14 protein-coding genes are annotated in these 13,608 nt (G+C 61.8%); 3 read left to right on the forward strand and 11 right to left on the reverse strand.

The window, feature by feature from the left end; genetic code table 11:
* Positions 1 to 189: 189 nt before the first annotated feature.
* The 3 genes from E5E96_RS04245 to E5E96_RS04255 all read left to right on the forward strand — a co-directional run bounded on the left by E5E96_RS04245 (position 190) and on the right by E5E96_RS04255 (position 2,067).
* The gene (locus E5E96_RS04245; RefSeq protein WP_045525551.1) at positions 190 to 441 is read left to right on the forward strand and encodes a hypothetical protein; all 252 of its coding nucleotides are present in this window, start codon (positions 190 to 192) and stop codon (positions 439 to 441) included.
* A gap of 58 nt (positions 442 to 499) precedes the next feature.
* Positions 500 to 874 carry a hypothetical protein gene (locus tag E5E96_RS04250; RefSeq protein ID WP_171281619.1) on the forward strand — a complete coding sequence of 125 codons (375 nt, stop codon included), beginning with the start codon at positions 500 to 502 and terminating at the stop codon, positions 872 to 874.
* A gap of 203 nt (positions 875 to 1,077) precedes the next feature.
* Entirely contained in the window at positions 1,078 to 2,067 is a 990-nt protein-coding gene (locus E5E96_RS04255) for a toll/interleukin-1 receptor domain-containing protein (protein WP_171281620.1), read from the forward strand.
* Between the two features lie 102 nt (positions 2,068 to 2,169).
* Here E5E96_RS04255 and parC read toward each other — a convergent pair whose 3' ends face one another.
* From parC to nudF, 11 genes are all read right to left on the reverse strand, one after another.
* Positions 2,170 to 4,461, reverse strand: coding sequence for a DNA topoisomerase IV subunit A (gene parC, locus E5E96_RS04260; protein ID WP_171281621.1), 2,292 nt, complete (start codon positions 4,459 to 4,461; stop codon positions 2,170 to 2,172).
* Between the two features lie 220 nt (positions 4,462 to 4,681).
* Positions 4,682 to 6,577 (reverse strand): DNA topoisomerase IV subunit B, encoded by a 1,896-nt coding sequence (gene parE, locus E5E96_RS04265; protein ID WP_171281622.1) that lies wholly within the window; start codon positions 6,575 to 6,577, stop codon positions 4,682 to 4,684.
* Positions 6,578 to 6,691: 114 nt separating this feature from the next.
* The gene (locus tag E5E96_RS04270; protein ID WP_171281623.1) at positions 6,692 to 8,701 is read right to left on the reverse strand and encodes an FUSC family protein; all 2,010 of its coding nucleotides are present in this window, start codon (positions 8,699 to 8,701) and stop codon (positions 6,692 to 6,694) included.
* 1 nt (position 8,702) lies between these two features.
* Positions 8,703 to 9,569 (reverse strand): HlyD family secretion protein, encoded by an 867-nt coding sequence (locus E5E96_RS04275; RefSeq protein ID WP_171281624.1) that lies wholly within the window; start codon positions 9,567 to 9,569, stop codon positions 8,703 to 8,705.
* On the reverse strand, positions 9,562 to 9,831 hold the full coding sequence (locus tag E5E96_RS04280; protein ID WP_051773537.1) for a DUF1656 domain-containing protein: 270 nt from the start codon (positions 9,829 to 9,831) through the stop codon (positions 9,562 to 9,564). Before E5E96_RS04280 ends, E5E96_RS04275 begins: the two co-directional genes overlap by 8 nt.
* Positions 9,832 to 9,897: 66 nt before the next feature.
* Positions 9,898 to 10,299, reverse strand: a complete 402-nt coding sequence (locus E5E96_RS04285; protein WP_029302140.1) for a GFA family protein — start codon at positions 10,297 to 10,299, stop codon at positions 9,898 to 9,900.
* 37 nt (positions 10,300 to 10,336) lie between these two features.
* Positions 10,337 to 10,960: an NUDIX hydrolase gene (locus E5E96_RS04290; protein ID WP_171281625.1), complete on the reverse strand. Its 624-nt coding sequence runs from the start codon at positions 10,958 to 10,960 to the stop codon at positions 10,337 to 10,339.
* 2 nt (positions 10,961 to 10,962) lie between these two features.
* Complete coding sequence (locus E5E96_RS04295; RefSeq protein ID WP_171281626.1) at positions 10,963 to 11,550, reverse strand: YqiA/YcfP family alpha/beta fold hydrolase; 588 nt, start codon at positions 11,548 to 11,550, stop codon at positions 10,963 to 10,965.
* A 9-nt stretch (positions 11,551 to 11,559) separates the two neighbouring features.
* Entirely contained in the window at positions 11,560 to 12,378 is an 819-nt protein-coding gene (gene cpdA, locus E5E96_RS04300) for a 3',5'-cyclic-AMP phosphodiesterase (protein ID WP_011707475.1), read from the reverse strand.
* Between the two features lie 26 nt (positions 12,379 to 12,404).
* The gene (locus E5E96_RS04305; protein ID WP_005305333.1) at positions 12,405 to 12,851 is read right to left on the reverse strand and encodes a DUF1249 domain-containing protein; all 447 of its coding nucleotides are present in this window, start codon (positions 12,849 to 12,851) and stop codon (positions 12,405 to 12,407) included.
* Between the two features lies 1 nt (position 12,852).
* Positions 12,853 to 13,494, reverse strand: coding sequence for an ADP-ribose diphosphatase (gene nudF / locus E5E96_RS04310; protein WP_024943166.1), 642 nt, complete (start codon positions 13,492 to 13,494; stop codon positions 12,853 to 12,855).
* Positions 13,495 to 13,608: the final 114 nt, after the last annotated feature.

Here is a 13,608-nt window from a genome sequence, read left to right on the forward strand (position 1 = left end):
CACCTAGCCAACAAATGCTGGCCTTACAAAACCGCCGACTGAAAACAAGCAAGACCTTCTTCCTTATAGCGTCCACACGAAACTACCTCGTAAGCGTCATTGGCCCCATTTTTGGCAGGGATATAATGACTCCCCCATACCAGAGCCGGGGAACGAGCAGTGAGTAGAAAGCCGGACCGCATTACCGCAATGCAGCAGATCATCGACGCCGTGAAGGCGGAATTTCCGCTCTATCAACCGGATACCTTCAAATGCGGGCCGGACAACACCTGCATCGGCTGTCCCAAGAAGCTGATGGAGCTGGTGGATACGGATCTCTGCTACTGGCAATATCAGATCGATCGCGGCATCCCGCCCTCCTTCGACGAGATCAACCGCTTCGGCAAGATGTGCAAGAACATCCGCCGGGCCCTGGTGCGCAATGGCCGCATCCCCGCCTGAGCACCCCATCGCAGCCAAGGGAGAAGCGCCCGCCGGCAACCCCCGAGAGGAACAGTTTATGACCCAGGAAAGGATACAGACCCGCTACCCCCTGAATGGCCCCCTTGCCAGCCCCGCCGAACTGGAGCAGGCCATCGCCCGGGCGATAGAGACCCACAAGCAGGATTTCTTCCCCCTGCTGGAGCGGCTGGTGGATGTGGGTGACAGCCGGGTCAAGCTCAGTCAGAAAGAGCCACTGCGAGTACTGGGGGTGGAACTCGATGGGGCTCACACCGACGGCAGTGCGCGCCTCAGCTACGAATCCAACTTCGCCGAAAGCTGCCGGCTTATCGATGAATATGACCAGCACCAGACCAGCGTGGCCTTTCGTCTCGACGGGGATCAGCTTGTTTTCGATCTTGAGCTGCCCATCGAGTGGAACTTCAATAACTGATTGACGGCAGTGCCATTCCCCTGTTGATGGCACCCAGCGGTTACTTTCCCTCACACCGATCCTCTCCCAATGGGAGAGGGGGGTATGCAATTCTCATCAGGTGTAATAAGCACAGAACAAGCCATATTGCTCATTGCACCTTCCGTGCTTAATCGTCAGAATAGTTGTATCTAACAGTAATGGTTCAGGAGCATCTTAGAATTATGGCTAGCCTCGTTTTTTCCTATTCTCATGCTGATGAAGCATTACGTAATGAACTTGAAAAACATCTATCACCCTTGAAACGCATGGGGAGAATATCCACATGGCACGACCGGTGCATTATTCCAGGGGAAGTATTCGAGCATAAGATTGATCAATATTTTTCTGAAGCAGATATTGTGCTTTTGCTGATCAGTAGTGACTTTATCGCTTCTGATTATTGTTATCAGGTTGAAATGGCAAATGCTATGGAGCGCCATAGAAGGGGCGAGGCAATAGTTATTCCGGTAATTTTAAGGGAATGTTCCTGGCATCAATTACCGTTTGGCAAAATACTTGCTGCCACAGTGGATGGTAAACCAATTACGAAATTCGCTAGTCACGATGAAGGTTATGTGCAAGTGGTCGATGCCGTAGTACGCGCCATTGACAATATGGAGGCGAAAAATACGCAGCAGGATGTGGGCCTTCGTTCACAGATTAATACATTTTCTTCGACTCAAGAAACTGGATCAATTTTCACACCAAGATCCAGCAACCTTTCCTTGCCAAAGAGCTTCACCGATCTCGATAAAGATCGTGCCTGCCGTGAAGGGTTCGAGTACGTTACCCGATATTTTGAAAACTCCTTGTCTGAGCTTAAAAAGCGTAATTCAGGAGTAGACTCTGAGTTCCATCAGCTGGATGCCAATGCATTCAGTTGCGCGATTTACATCAGCGGCAGCCGGGTTGGTCAGTGTGCTATTTGGCGTAACAATGGCCGTAGTCATGGGGTGGGTGATATATGTTATGGCCAGGATGGCATGGCCAGAAATAGTTACAATGAATGTTTGACCATTACCGAAAATGGTCAAGTTCTTGGTTTTCGTCCATTGATGGGGGGTTACAATATGAGTTCTTCAAGAGAAACATTGCTCACGAACGAAGGAATGGCGGAACACCTCTGGGATATGTTTTTCAACCAAATTAAGCAAAGTCGTAGGTTAGACTGAGTTTACGAAAACTAACATTTAATCCCAGCGATGGTAATAAATTAAGCTTTCATTTATTACCTCAAAATAATAGGGAGCGACTATTCGCTCCCTATTATTTTATTACCCTTCCTGATTTTCCCCGGCTACCGGCTCGGCGCCGGCGGCGGATTCAATCTCGATACGATCGACCCGCTGCAGACCGCGGGGCAGCTTGGCGCCACGGCGGCCGCGCTCGCCGCGGTAGTAGTCAAGGTCAGATGGCTTAAGAGTGAGCTTGCGCTTGCCGGCAAACAGGGTGACCGACTGACCCTGCGGAATGACGGCGGCCATCACCACAAACTCCTCCCGCGCCTTCACGCGCGCCGAGGGGATGCTGATCAGCTTGTTGCCCTTGCCCTTGCCGAGCACCGGCAGGGTATTGAGCGGGAACAGCAGCATGCGCCCCTCGTTGGAGATGGCCATGCAGAGATCGGTCTCCGGCGCGCCTATCTTCTGGGGTGCCATCACCAGGCCCCCTTCCGGCACGGTCAGCAGCGCCTTGCCGTTCTTGTTCTTGCCAATCAGGTCGTCGTATTTGCAGACGAAGCCGTAGCCGGCGTCGGAACAGATCAGGTACGGCTCGCCTTCGTTGCCCATCACCAGATGACGCACCTCTTCGCCAGCCCCCAGCGCAAAGCGACCGGTGAGCGGCTCGCCCTGACTGCGGGCGGAGGGCAGGGTATGGGCCTCCAGCGAGTAGGTTCTCCCCAGAGTGGAGAGGAACACCGCCTGCTGATTGCTGCGGCCATGGGCATGGGCCAGATAACCGTCCCCCGCCTTGTAGGAGAGGCCCTCCACATCGACGTCGTGGCCCTTGGCGGCGCGCACCCAGCCCTTGTCAGAGAGGATCACGGTAACCGGCTCACTCGGGGTGAGCTCCTTCTCGGTCAGCGCCACGGCGGTGGCGCGCTCCACCAGCGGGGTGCGGCGATCGTCGCCGTACTTCTCGGCGTCCGCCAGGATCTCTTTCTTCAGCAGGGTACTGAGACGACGCTCGGAACCCAGGATCAGTTCCAGCTTGTCGCGCTCTTCCGCCAGTTCGTTCTGTTCGGCGCGCAGCTTGAACTCTTCGAGCTTGGCCAGGTGGCGCAGTTTCAGCTCGAGGATCGCCTCGGCCTGGGTCTCGCTGATGTTGAAGCGCTCCATCATCACCCGGCCCGGCTCTTCCTCGGTACGGATGATCTCGATCACCTCGTCGATGTTGAGGTAGGCGATCAGCAAGCCTTCGAGGATGTGCAGGCGGGCCAGCACCTTGTCGAGGCGATACTGCAGGCGACGGCGCACCGTCTCGCGACGAAAGCTCAGCCACTCGGTGAGAATGGTCTTGAGGTCTTTCACCTGGGGCCGGTTGTCCAGACCCAGGATGTTGAGGTTGACCCGGTAGTTCTTCTCCAGATCCGTGGTGGCGAACAGGTGGGCCATCAGCCCCTCCACGTCCACCCGGTTGGAGCGCGGCACTATGACCAGACGGGTCGGGTTTTCGTGGTCCGACTCATCGCGCAGATCGGTCACCATCGGCAGCTTCTTGGCCACCATCTGGGCGGCAATCTGCTCCATGATCTTGGCGCCTGAGGCCTGATGGGGCAGCGCTGTGATGACGATGTCGCCATCTTCTTCGCTCCACACCGCCCGTTGCTTGATGGAACCCTTGCCGGTCTCGTAGATTTTGCGGATGTCGTCACGGGGCGTGATGATCTCGGCATTGGTCGGGTAGTCCGGCCCCTGCACATGGGCCATCAGGGCATCCAGGCCGGCATTGGGGTTGTCCAAGAGCTCCACGCAGGCGTGGGCCACTTCCCGCGCGTTGTGGGGCGGGATATCGGTCGCCATGCCCACCGCGATGCCGGTCACCCCGTTGAGCAGGATGTGCGGCAGGCGGGCGGGCAGCACCACCGGCTCTTTCATGGTGCCGTCGAAGTTCGGCGTCCACTCCACCGTGCCCTGGCCGAGCTCGGAGAGCAGCAGCTCGGAGAAGCGCGACAGCCGCGCCTCGGTGTAACGCATGGCGGCGAAGGATTTGGGATCGTCCGGTGCCCCCCAGTTGCCCTGACCATCCACCAGCGGGTAGCGGTAGGAGAAGGGCTGGGCCATCAGCACCATGGCTTCATAACAGGCGCTGTCGCCGTGGGGGTGATATTTACCCAGCACGTCACCCACGGTACGGGCGGATTTCTTGTGCTTGGACAGCGCCGACAGACCCAGCTCGCTCATGGCGTAGATGATGCGCCGCTGCACGGGCTTGAGGCCGTCGCCGATATGCGGCAGGGCCCGATCCATGATGACGTACATGGAGTAGTTCAAGTAAGCCTGTTCGGTAAAGGTGCGCATTGGCTGGCGCTCTACCCCGTCCAGACTGAGCTCTAGATCGCTCATAGATTTGTTCTCTTTCGGTTATAGAGCCGGTTGGCGCTCTACTTCATCCACAGACTGAGCTCGATAGCATCACTCATGTGATTATCTCTTTCGGTTCGGGAGCCGCCACAGGGCGACTCCGGCTAAATGCTTGCCGGCCCCGACAGGGCCGGCCGACGGCTTAGATGATGGCGAGGTTGCCCTTCTCTTCCAGCAACTCCTCATAGCACAGGGGAGTGATCTAGATGATGGCAAGGTTCCCCTTCTCCTCTAACCATTCACGGCGATCGCTCGCCCGCTTCTTGGCCAGCAACATGTCCATCAGCTGCAGGGTCTCATCCCCTTCAGCCTCTGGCCCCATGGTGAGCTGCACCAGACGGCGGGTGTTGGGATCCATGGTGGTTTCCCGCAGCTGTTTCGGGTTCATCTCACCCAGGCCCTTGAATCGGGTCACCATCACCTTGCCCTTCTTCTTCTCGGCTTCGACCCGCTGCAGCACGCCGTTCTTCTCGTCCTCGTCGAGGGCGTAGTAGACCTCCTTGCCGATATCGATCCGGTAGAGCGGCGGCATGGCCACATAGACGTGGCCCTGATTGACCAGCGCGCGGAAGTGTTTCACGAACAGGGCGCAGAGCAGGGTGGCGATGTGCAGACCGTCCGAGTCCGCATCCGCCAGGATGCACACCTTGCCGTAGCGCAGGCCGGAGAGATCGTCCGAGTCCGGGTCGAGCCCGATGGCCACCGAGATGTCGTGCACTTCTTGCGAGGCGAGCACCTGACCGGCTTCGACCTCCCAGGTGTTCAGGATCTTGCCGCGCAGCGGCATGATGGCCTGAAACTCCCGATCCCGCGCCTGCTTGGCACTGCCACCTGCGGAGTCACCCTCCACCAGGAACAGCTCCCCCTGCATGGGGTCGGCGCAGCCACAGTCGGTCAGCTTGCCGGGCAGCGCCGGGCCCTGGGTTATCTTCTTGCGCACTACCGTCTTGGCGGCGCGCATCCGGCGCTGGGCGCTGGAGATGCAGAGCTCGGCCAGCTGTTCGGCCAGCTCGGTGTTGCTGTTCAGATACAGGCTGAAGGCATCCTTCACCACGCCGGAGACAAACGCCGAGCTCTGACGGGAGGAGAGTCGCTCCTTGGTCTGACCGGCAAACTGCGGATCCTGCATCTTGATGGAGAGGATGTAGGCGCAGCGATCCCAGATATCTTCCGGGGTCAGCTTGACCCCGCGCGGCAACAGGTTGCGGAACTCGCAGAACTCGCGCATGGCGTCGAGCAAGCCCTGGCGCAGGCCGTTGACGTGGGTACCGCCCTGGGCGGTGGGGATCAGGTTCACATAGGATTCGGCGAGGCATTCGCCCCCTTCCGGCAGCCAGCACAGGGCCCAGTCCACCGCCGACTGCTCGGTGCTGAAGGCACCGACGAAGGGCTGCTCCGGCAGGCAGGTGAACTGCTTGACCGCATCGACCAGGTAATCCTTGAGGCCGTCTTCATAGCACCACTCCAGCTTGATGCCGGTGTTCTTGTCGAGGAACTTGATGGTGAGGCCCGGGCAGAGCACCGCCTTGGCCTTGAGCAGGTGCTCCAGCTTGGAGACCGAGAATTTGGGCGAATCGAAGTAATGGGCTTCCGGCCAGAAGCGTACCCGGGTGCCGGTGTTGCGGCGCCCGCAGGTGCCGGTGATGGTCAGCTCCTGCACCTTCTCACCTTTCTCGAAGGCGATGTCGTAGACCTGGCCATCGCGGCGCACCGTCACCTCGACCCGCTCGGAGAGCGCGTTCACCACCGAGATGCCCACCCCGTGCAGACCGCCGGAGAACTGGTAGTTCTTGTTGGAGAACTTGCCGCCCGCGTGCAGCTTGCAGAGGATCAGCTCCACCCCGCACACCCCTTCCTCCGGGTGGATGTCGACCGGCATGCCGCGGCCGTCATCGATCACCTCGAGGGACTGATCTTCATACAGGGTCACCTCCAGGGTACGGGCATGACCCGCCAGCGCCTCGTCGACGCTGTTGTCGATGACTTCCTGGCCGAGGTGATTGGGCCGGGTGGTGTCGGTATACATGCCGGGGCGGCGACGCACCGGTTCAAGGCCATTGAGGACCTCAATGGCATCCGCATTGTATTGAGTAGACATGGAGGGCCTTGCGAATTGACGTTTGGGGAGAATCTTACTCGTTGGGAGGGTATTGGACAAACCCGGCGGCGGCAAAGCTTGATCCGGACGGGGTAAGTCGCCCCGCCGGCCCGTTCAGCGCGCCTCGGCCGCCACCGGCAGCGCCTGCTGCAACTGGGAGAGCGAGCTATGCAGCCGCCACACCATGCCGGCCAGCTCCCGCGCCGTCGGCTCCCTGTGGTTGGCCAGAGCCGCACTGATCCGCTGCAGCTCGGCCAGGGTGCGATCCAGGGAGGCGTGCTGCACCCCCTGCTCGGTGAGGATCCCCTGCAGAGAGCGGATGCAGTTGTCGCGCACCAGGTAGAGGGGCTGATCCTCGCCGCGCCACTGGCGCAGCTGCCAGACGATGTGGCTGCAGTTGAGCAGTACCACGCCCCAGCGCAGCACCCAGAGACGGGCGGTCTGATCCTGGCTCTGGCTGAGCTGGCTGATGCAGTGGTAGATGAGCGATTCGAACTGGCTCTCGCTCTGGCGCGGGGCCGGCTCCAGCTGATCCATGAAGTGGCGGCGCAGGGAGCGGATGAGGCGGCGGCTCTTGCGCCGATCCGAGCTCGGTCGCAGCAGCTGGAATGCCAGTCCGGCGCTCATCACCCCCAGCGCCTGCCCCAGGCTGCCGTTGATGTACTGCAGGTAGTCGTAGCTCGGCGGATTGGTGATGGCGAGAAAGGAGCCGAGCAGCACGATGAGCTGGCCCCACAGCACCGCCTGCCTGGGCTGTTGCTGCTTGAACAGCTGCATGGTGATGAGCACGGGGAACAGCAGGGCGCAGAAGAGCCAGAAGTCGTCGAGCCGGATCATCAGGCCGAACTTGACCGCGAAGCAGATGAGGCTGAGCAGCAGGATCGCCTTGAGCATGGTGTTCGCCCCCTTGGCGGGCGCCGGGGTGGCCGAGTAGAGCACGCAGCAGATGGAGAGCAGGGTCAGCGCCGAGCTGCCCGCATCCCACTGGCTGTGGATCCAGAAGGCGCAGCCCAGCAGCACGCAGAGGAAGGTGCGCCCGCCGTTGTAGGCCGCCTCCAGCGTGTCGGTGTGGCTGGTGAGCGAAGAGTGGCGCGGCGGTGCCGGCCACTCCTGATCGTCGTAACGGGCCAGCCGATCCAGCCAGCGCTGACACTCCAGATAGCTCCAGCAGAAGTGGCGCAGCAGCCGCCAGAAGGTGTGCAGCCGGTAGTCGCTGGCCGCCGTCGGTACCAAGGGGGCCAGCAGCCGGGCGATGCGGTACTTGTCACAGCCGGGCTGGCCCAGCTCGACCAGCAGCCGCTCCAGCAGCGCCTGCAGCCCCTCAGGTTGCGTCGGCCAGTTGTGCAGCATGCGGCGCTGGCTAGAGATGAGGCTGATGAGCCGCAGCTGGCGGTGCAGCAGGAAGTTGAGCAGCCGGTTATGGCGGCGCAACCTGTGATGGCTCCAGACCGCCTGGATGCGCAGCACGTTCATGGTGAGGACCTGGCCGATCAGCCCCTCGTGGGCGGTGCGCACCTCCGGGCTCGCCTCCCCCAGCCAGAGCAGCTGGGCATGCTCCAGCAGACGGGCCTGGGTCTTGTGCAGCGACTGCAGCAGGGTCTCGCCATCGGAGGTGCTGGGCAGGATCATCATCAACAGGCCACCGCAGAGGATGCCGATGATCACCTCGCTCACCCGCGCCTGGGCGATGTCGAAGATGTGCTGCGGGTCGGTCACGTTGACGCAGGAGAAGGCGATGATGGCGGCGGTGTAGCCCGCCAGCGCAAAGGCGTAGGAGACGTTGTTCTGATGGTGGTTGGAGATGTAGGTGCAGAGCGCCAGCCAGAGCGCGATGAGGAAGCTGAACAGCCAGGGATCGCTGATGCCAAGACCGGTGATCACCACCGCCGCCATGGCACCGATGAGGCTGCCCACCACCCGTCCCAGACTCTTGCTGATGACCCCGCCCACGGTGGGAAAGCTCACCACGGCGGCTGACGTCATCGCCCAGTAGGGGGAATCCAGCTCCAGCACGAAGGCCAGCCAGAGCGACAGGCACATCGCCAGGCTGTTGCGCAGGGCGTAGCGCCACTGGCCGCCATTGGCCTTGCCCCAGGGGGTCTGGCGCCAGAGCGAGGCGACCACCTTACTCCCCTATGGTGATGGTGCAGGTGGTGCCTGCAATCAGGGTCAGCTCGGGCGGCACCTCCAGCAGCTTGATCCGCACCGGCACCCGCTGGGCCAGCCGCACCCAGGGCACATTGGGTTTGACGTCCAGCAGCAGGTTGTCGGCCCCCTCCACGCTCTGATCGTGGATGGCGCGCCCTATGCTCTCCACTTCGCCGCGCAGCCGCTGCTCCCCGCTGTAGAGCACCACCTCGGCCGGTTTGCCCGGCGCTATGTGCCTGAGCTTGGTCTCCTCGAAGTAGCCCTGCACGTAGAAGGAGTGGATGTCCACCAGCGCCACCAGCGGCACGCCGGCGCTGGCATAGTTGCCGACCCGGGTCTGCAGGTTGGTGATGTAGCCGTCGCTCGCGGCATGAACCCGGGTCTTGGCCAGCGACCATCTGGCCTGCTCCAGATTGGCCTGGGCCACCTGGTAGGCCGCCTTCATCGCCTGGGCATTGAGGCGGGCCTCGTCCACCGCCTCGGCGGAGATGACGCTGCGCGACAGGCCGCTGCGCCGGCTCGCCTCGTGCTCCGCCTTATCGAGATCCGATTTGGCCTTGGCCAGCGCCGCCTGGGCGTTGTCCAGCGCGATCCGGTAGGGCTCGGGATCCAGGGTAAAGATCTCCTCCCCCGCCTTCACCAGCTGGTTGTCCTTCACCGCTATCTTGATGATCTTGCCCGACACCTCGGGGGTGACGCTGACCAGCTCGGCCCGCACCTTGCCATCCCGGGTCCAGGGCCCCTGCATGTAGTAGTTCCACAGCCACCAGCCTGCCGCCAGCGCCAGCGCGCAGACCAGCAGGGTAGAGAAGTATTTGAGGGTCGCCAGGGGTGATTTAGCCATGTAGCAATATCCATAGGGCGCCGCTGACGGCGAGGATAAACAGGGAGAGATCCATCAGCAGGGGATGCCAGACATCCCCGCCGTAGAGCCAGTCGCGCAGCAGGTGGTGCACCGGCAGCCAGCCCAGCAGGCCGAGCAGAACCGCCTTGAACAGCGGCGGAAAGTAGAGAGAGGCGCCCAAGATCAGATCCGGCAGTGCTGAAGTTGTCACAAGCGGGCTCCCTGTTGGCAAACGAGATAATGCGGACTCAAGGCCCGCCATGCGGCGGGTCTGGCAAGACTATCACAGCCCCGCAGGGCGCTACAGGAGCAGATGAGACCCTGCCGGTCAGACCAGCCGATCCGCCGGATGGTTGATGCCATCGAGCAGCGGCACCTCGCCCAGCTCGAACGGATTGACGCCTTCAAGGCAGGCGAGGTTGTAACCATACTGGGCCGGATTGGAGCGGCGCTGATGGTGGGTATAAATGCCGCAGATGCTGCAGAAGTAGTGTTTGGCGGTGCGGGTGTTGAACTGGTAGCAGCTCAGCACATCCTCCCCCTGCAGGATGCGGATGCCGGCCAGCGGCACCGAGGCGACGATGGCGCCCCGCCGTCGGCAGAGCGAGCAGTCGCAGCGGCGCGGATCCACCACGCCGTCCGGCAGGGTCAGCTCCAGCACCACGGCGCCGCAGTGGCAGCTGGCTTTGTGTCGCTCCTGAATGGGGGTATTGCCGATGCGCTTGATCATGCTGCCTCCTTGCAGACAGGTTCATGCTCCGTGCTAGTCAATCAAACAGGGTATCCTGCCGCCCCTGCAAAAGATGGTCGTACAGGGTGCGCAGCTGGGACGCCACGACCCGATGGCGGGAGAGCGGGGGCAAGTCGTCGATGGGGAAGTACCCCGCCCCTTTGGTTTCATCGGTTTCGCCCAGCAGCTGGCCGCCGGTTACCTCGCACAGGAAGAACGCTTTGTGAGCGTGGGGCAGCTGGGGCGGATGAGGGTGTTTTAGCTTGTCGAACAGTGCCAGCAGTTGCACGGCCCGACACGCCAGGCCGGTCTCCTCCACCACTTCGCGCACCACGGCCCCCGCCGGCGAGTCACCGATGTCGCACCAGCCTCCCGGCAGAGTCCAGCAGCCGTCGCTGCGTTCCTGCACCAGCAGGATATGGCCCGCATCGTTCTGAATGAAGGCCCGCACATCGAGCTTGGGGGTGGGATAACCACTATCGAGAGCGATCCAGTCGCTGATGGCTTCCGGTGCCAGCTCGCTCTGGCTGGCGATGAGCGCCACAGTGGCCGCTCGCAGCGCCTCGAAGCGGCCGATGTCGAAGGGATCGTTGGAGTAGGTGAGGCCCGCTTGTGCCGTGGCCAGCACCTGCTCCAGAAAGGTGGCCAACGGCGGCTGCATGGCTAGAGCCCGAGGAAGCGGACGATCTGGGCGGGGTAACGCTCGAACGCCACGAAGGCGTGGTCGCCGCCGCACTCCAGCGAGAGGCGGGCAAAGCGGTACTCGTCCAGCGCCTTGCGGTAGTCGAGCACCTCGTCCTCCTGCTGTTGCAGCACCCAGAGTCGCTCGGGAGCGCTCACCGGTACCGCCAGCGCCCGCAGCTCATCCATGTGTTCAGGCAGCAGTTGATACTGCTCCCCCGTGTAGGGGTTGGTCTGGGGACCGAGGTAGTCGCAGAGCAGCTCGTGCGGGCGCACCGCCGGATTGATCAGGGCGGCGTGGCAGCCGTAGCGCTCGCTGACCCGGGTCGCCATAAAGCCGCCGAGGGAGCTGCCCACGGCGCCAAGCTTGAATTCGTTGCCATAACGGCTCTGCAGATCGGCAACTGTCTGCTCGATGGCCGCCCAAGCCGCCGCCGGGGTGTTGGGCTGGGCCGGGATCACCACCTCGATATCGGGTCTGTGCTCAGCCACCCAGGCAGCCATATGCTGCGCCTTGGCGGAGCCCGGCGAGGAGTTGAAACCGTGCAGGTAGAGGAGTACGGGCTTCATCGCGACTCCTCAATAACCGGTGGCATTGGGGTCGGGCACGAACTGCCCCACCGGCAGACGCCACACCTGGCTGGCGATGCGGCCATCCGGGTAGAGGGTGAGGTAGCGCCAGCCCGGGCCGGATTCGTCCAGCGCGAAGCCATCGGAGAGCGGTTTGAACTGGATGCAGGTGGAGGGGCTGGCGATCAGCCGCACCCCGCGGTGCACCTCGTCAAACTCCTGGTGGACGTGGCCGAACAATATGGTCTTCTGCTGCGGGTGGCGAGCCAGCACGGCAAACAGATCGTCGGCATTCTTGAGATTGTGCTGATCGAGCCAGGCACAACCCACCGGCACCGCCTGATGGTGCAGGGCGATCAGGGCATGGCGCTCGGGATGCTGGCGCAGCGCCTGATCCAGCGCCGCCAGCTGGTGATCCCCCAGCACCCCGTGAGGTTTGCCGCGCACCTGGGTGTCCAGCAGGATCACCTGCCAGTGCTCGCCCACCAGCTGCTTGGCCTCGCTGATGCCGGCCGCGTGCAGGTATTCGGTCATCAGGGGGCCGTCGTCGTGGTTGCCGGGCAGCCAGTAGATGGGGCGCGCCAGCGGCGCCATCATGGAGGCGAAGCGCTGGTAGGACTCCGGACTGTGATCCTGGGAGAGATCCCCGGTGGCGAGGATCAGATCGAACGGATGGTCATTGGCCTGTACCCGTTCCAGCACGGCAGCCAGGCTCTCGGCGGTGCGCACGGCCAATAGCCGCCCCTCGGCACTCGCGAAGAGGTGGGTGTCGGTAATTTGCAACAGGCGCACACTGCCGTCCTGCGCCTGGGGTAGCTCTGTTTCCAAAATCACGCTTCTTTTTATGAGTTCAACTAGAGGATGTTTATCAGGCTGGTACCATGTCTGAGACAAAATTTTAGCCAATCGGCCAGAAACAGGTTTACCTGCTCCTTTTCATCCCGCTGGTGCATATTTTTATTGGGATAATCATAACGTGGTTGCAACCTTGAAATCTGTTGCGCCGCACACACTTCCGCCATCCGCACGTCATGGTACAAACGAATCTCTATCCGGGCCTGCAAATAGCTCGGCAATTCCGGGTTGTGCTGGGCTAGGATCACCTGGCTGGTGAAGCGACTCTCCTCGCTCACCGTGAGCTGAAACTGCAGGCCGTTGCCCACCTGATAGCGGCGTTCGGCGCCGACACTGCCGCCCGGGGGTAGCAGTTTCATCAGGGTCATGTAGTTGACCTCGCAGGTACGCTGCAAGGACATCAAATCAGGCACATAGCGCTTGGCCTGGGTATGAACGAGCGCCACCTTAGCGCTCCGCCAGCCAGCGGGCACGCAGCTCGCCGTGATTGAGAGCCAGCCACTGCAAGGCGATGACGGAGGCGGCGTTGTCGATGCGCCCCTCTTTGAGCCAGGCATAGGCCTGCTCGCGGCTCACCACGTGGACCCGGATGTCTTCCCCCTCTTCCGCCAGACCGTGGATCCCCTCGGCCTTGCTGGCATCCACCTCGCCCACGTAAACCTCGATACGCTCGGTGCTGCCGCCCGGGCTCACCAGATAGCTGATGGCGTGCTCGCAGCGGCCGACCTCGATGCCCGCCTCTTCCACAGCCTCGCGCCGCACCACCTCTTCAGCGACCTCGCCCGGATCTATGATGCCGGCCACCAGCTCCAGCAGCCAGGGCGTGGCGCTGGTCTCGATGGCGCCGATCCGAAACTGCTCCACCAGCACGATCTGGTCGCGCACCGGGTCGTAGGGCAACAGGGCGGCGGCATGGCCGCGCTCGAACAGCTCGCGGACGATGGGCTCGTTCCAGCCCCCCGCAAATAACCTGTGCTGCAGACGATAGACGTTCACTTTGAAGAACCCGTTATATCCTGCTGATTTATCGATAATTTTCACGTCATCGGCAGAGTAGTGACGGGTTTGGGGCAAGGCTTGCTGCGACATACGAGACTCCCGCCAGCTTGACTTGGCTCGGTTAGGCCATAAAATCCGGGAACATGAATGAACATTCATTCACTCGCTCCCGTCGGAGATGAGGGACGGATTTTAGCAGCCACA

It is taken from the genome of Aeromonas sp. 1805 (assembly GCF_013085525.1).
In the GTDB taxonomy this organism is placed as follows: Bacteria; Pseudomonadota; Gammaproteobacteria; order Enterobacterales; family Aeromonadaceae; genus Aeromonas; species Aeromonas hydrophila.

Bases quoted from the DNA above. Each gene is read 5' to 3' on its own strand.
- E5E96_RS04295 (WP_171281626.1), bottom strand. From the start codon at position 11,550: ATGAAGCCCGTACTCCTCTACCTGCACGGTTTCAACTCCTCGCCGGGC.
- E5E96_RS04280 (WP_051773537.1), bottom strand. From the start codon at position 9,831: ATGGCGGGCCTTGAGTCCGCATTATCTCGTTTGCCAACAGGGAGCCCG.
- E5E96_RS04255 (WP_171281620.1), top strand. From the start codon at position 1,078: ATGGCTAGCCTCGTTTTTTCCTATTCTCATGCTGATGAAGCATTACGT.
- nudF (WP_024943166.1), bottom strand. From the start codon at position 13,494: ATGTCGCAGCAAGCCTTGCCCCAAACCCGTCACTACTCTGCCGATGAC.
- parE (WP_171281622.1), bottom strand. From the start codon at position 6,577: ATGTCTACTCAATACAATGCGGATGCCATTGAGGTCCTCAATGGCCTT.
- E5E96_RS04250 (WP_171281619.1), top strand. From the start codon at position 500: ATGACCCAGGAAAGGATACAGACCCGCTACCCCCTGAATGGCCCCCTT.
- E5E96_RS04275 (WP_171281624.1), bottom strand. From the start codon at position 9,569: ATGGCTAAATCACCCCTGGCGACCCTCAAATACTTCTCTACCCTGCTG.
- E5E96_RS04285 (WP_029302140.1), bottom strand. From the start codon at position 10,299: ATGATCAAGCGCATCGGCAATACCCCCATTCAGGAGCGACACAAAGCC.
- E5E96_RS04290 (WP_171281625.1), bottom strand. From the start codon at position 10,960: ATGCAGCCGCCGTTGGCCACCTTTCTGGAGCAGGTGCTGGCCACGGCA.
- E5E96_RS04245 (WP_045525551.1), top strand. From the start codon at position 190: ATGCAGCAGATCATCGACGCCGTGAAGGCGGAATTTCCGCTCTATCAA.
- parC (WP_171281621.1), bottom strand. From the start codon at position 4,461: ATGAGCGATCTAGAGCTCAGTCTGGACGGGGTAGAGCGCCAGCCAATG.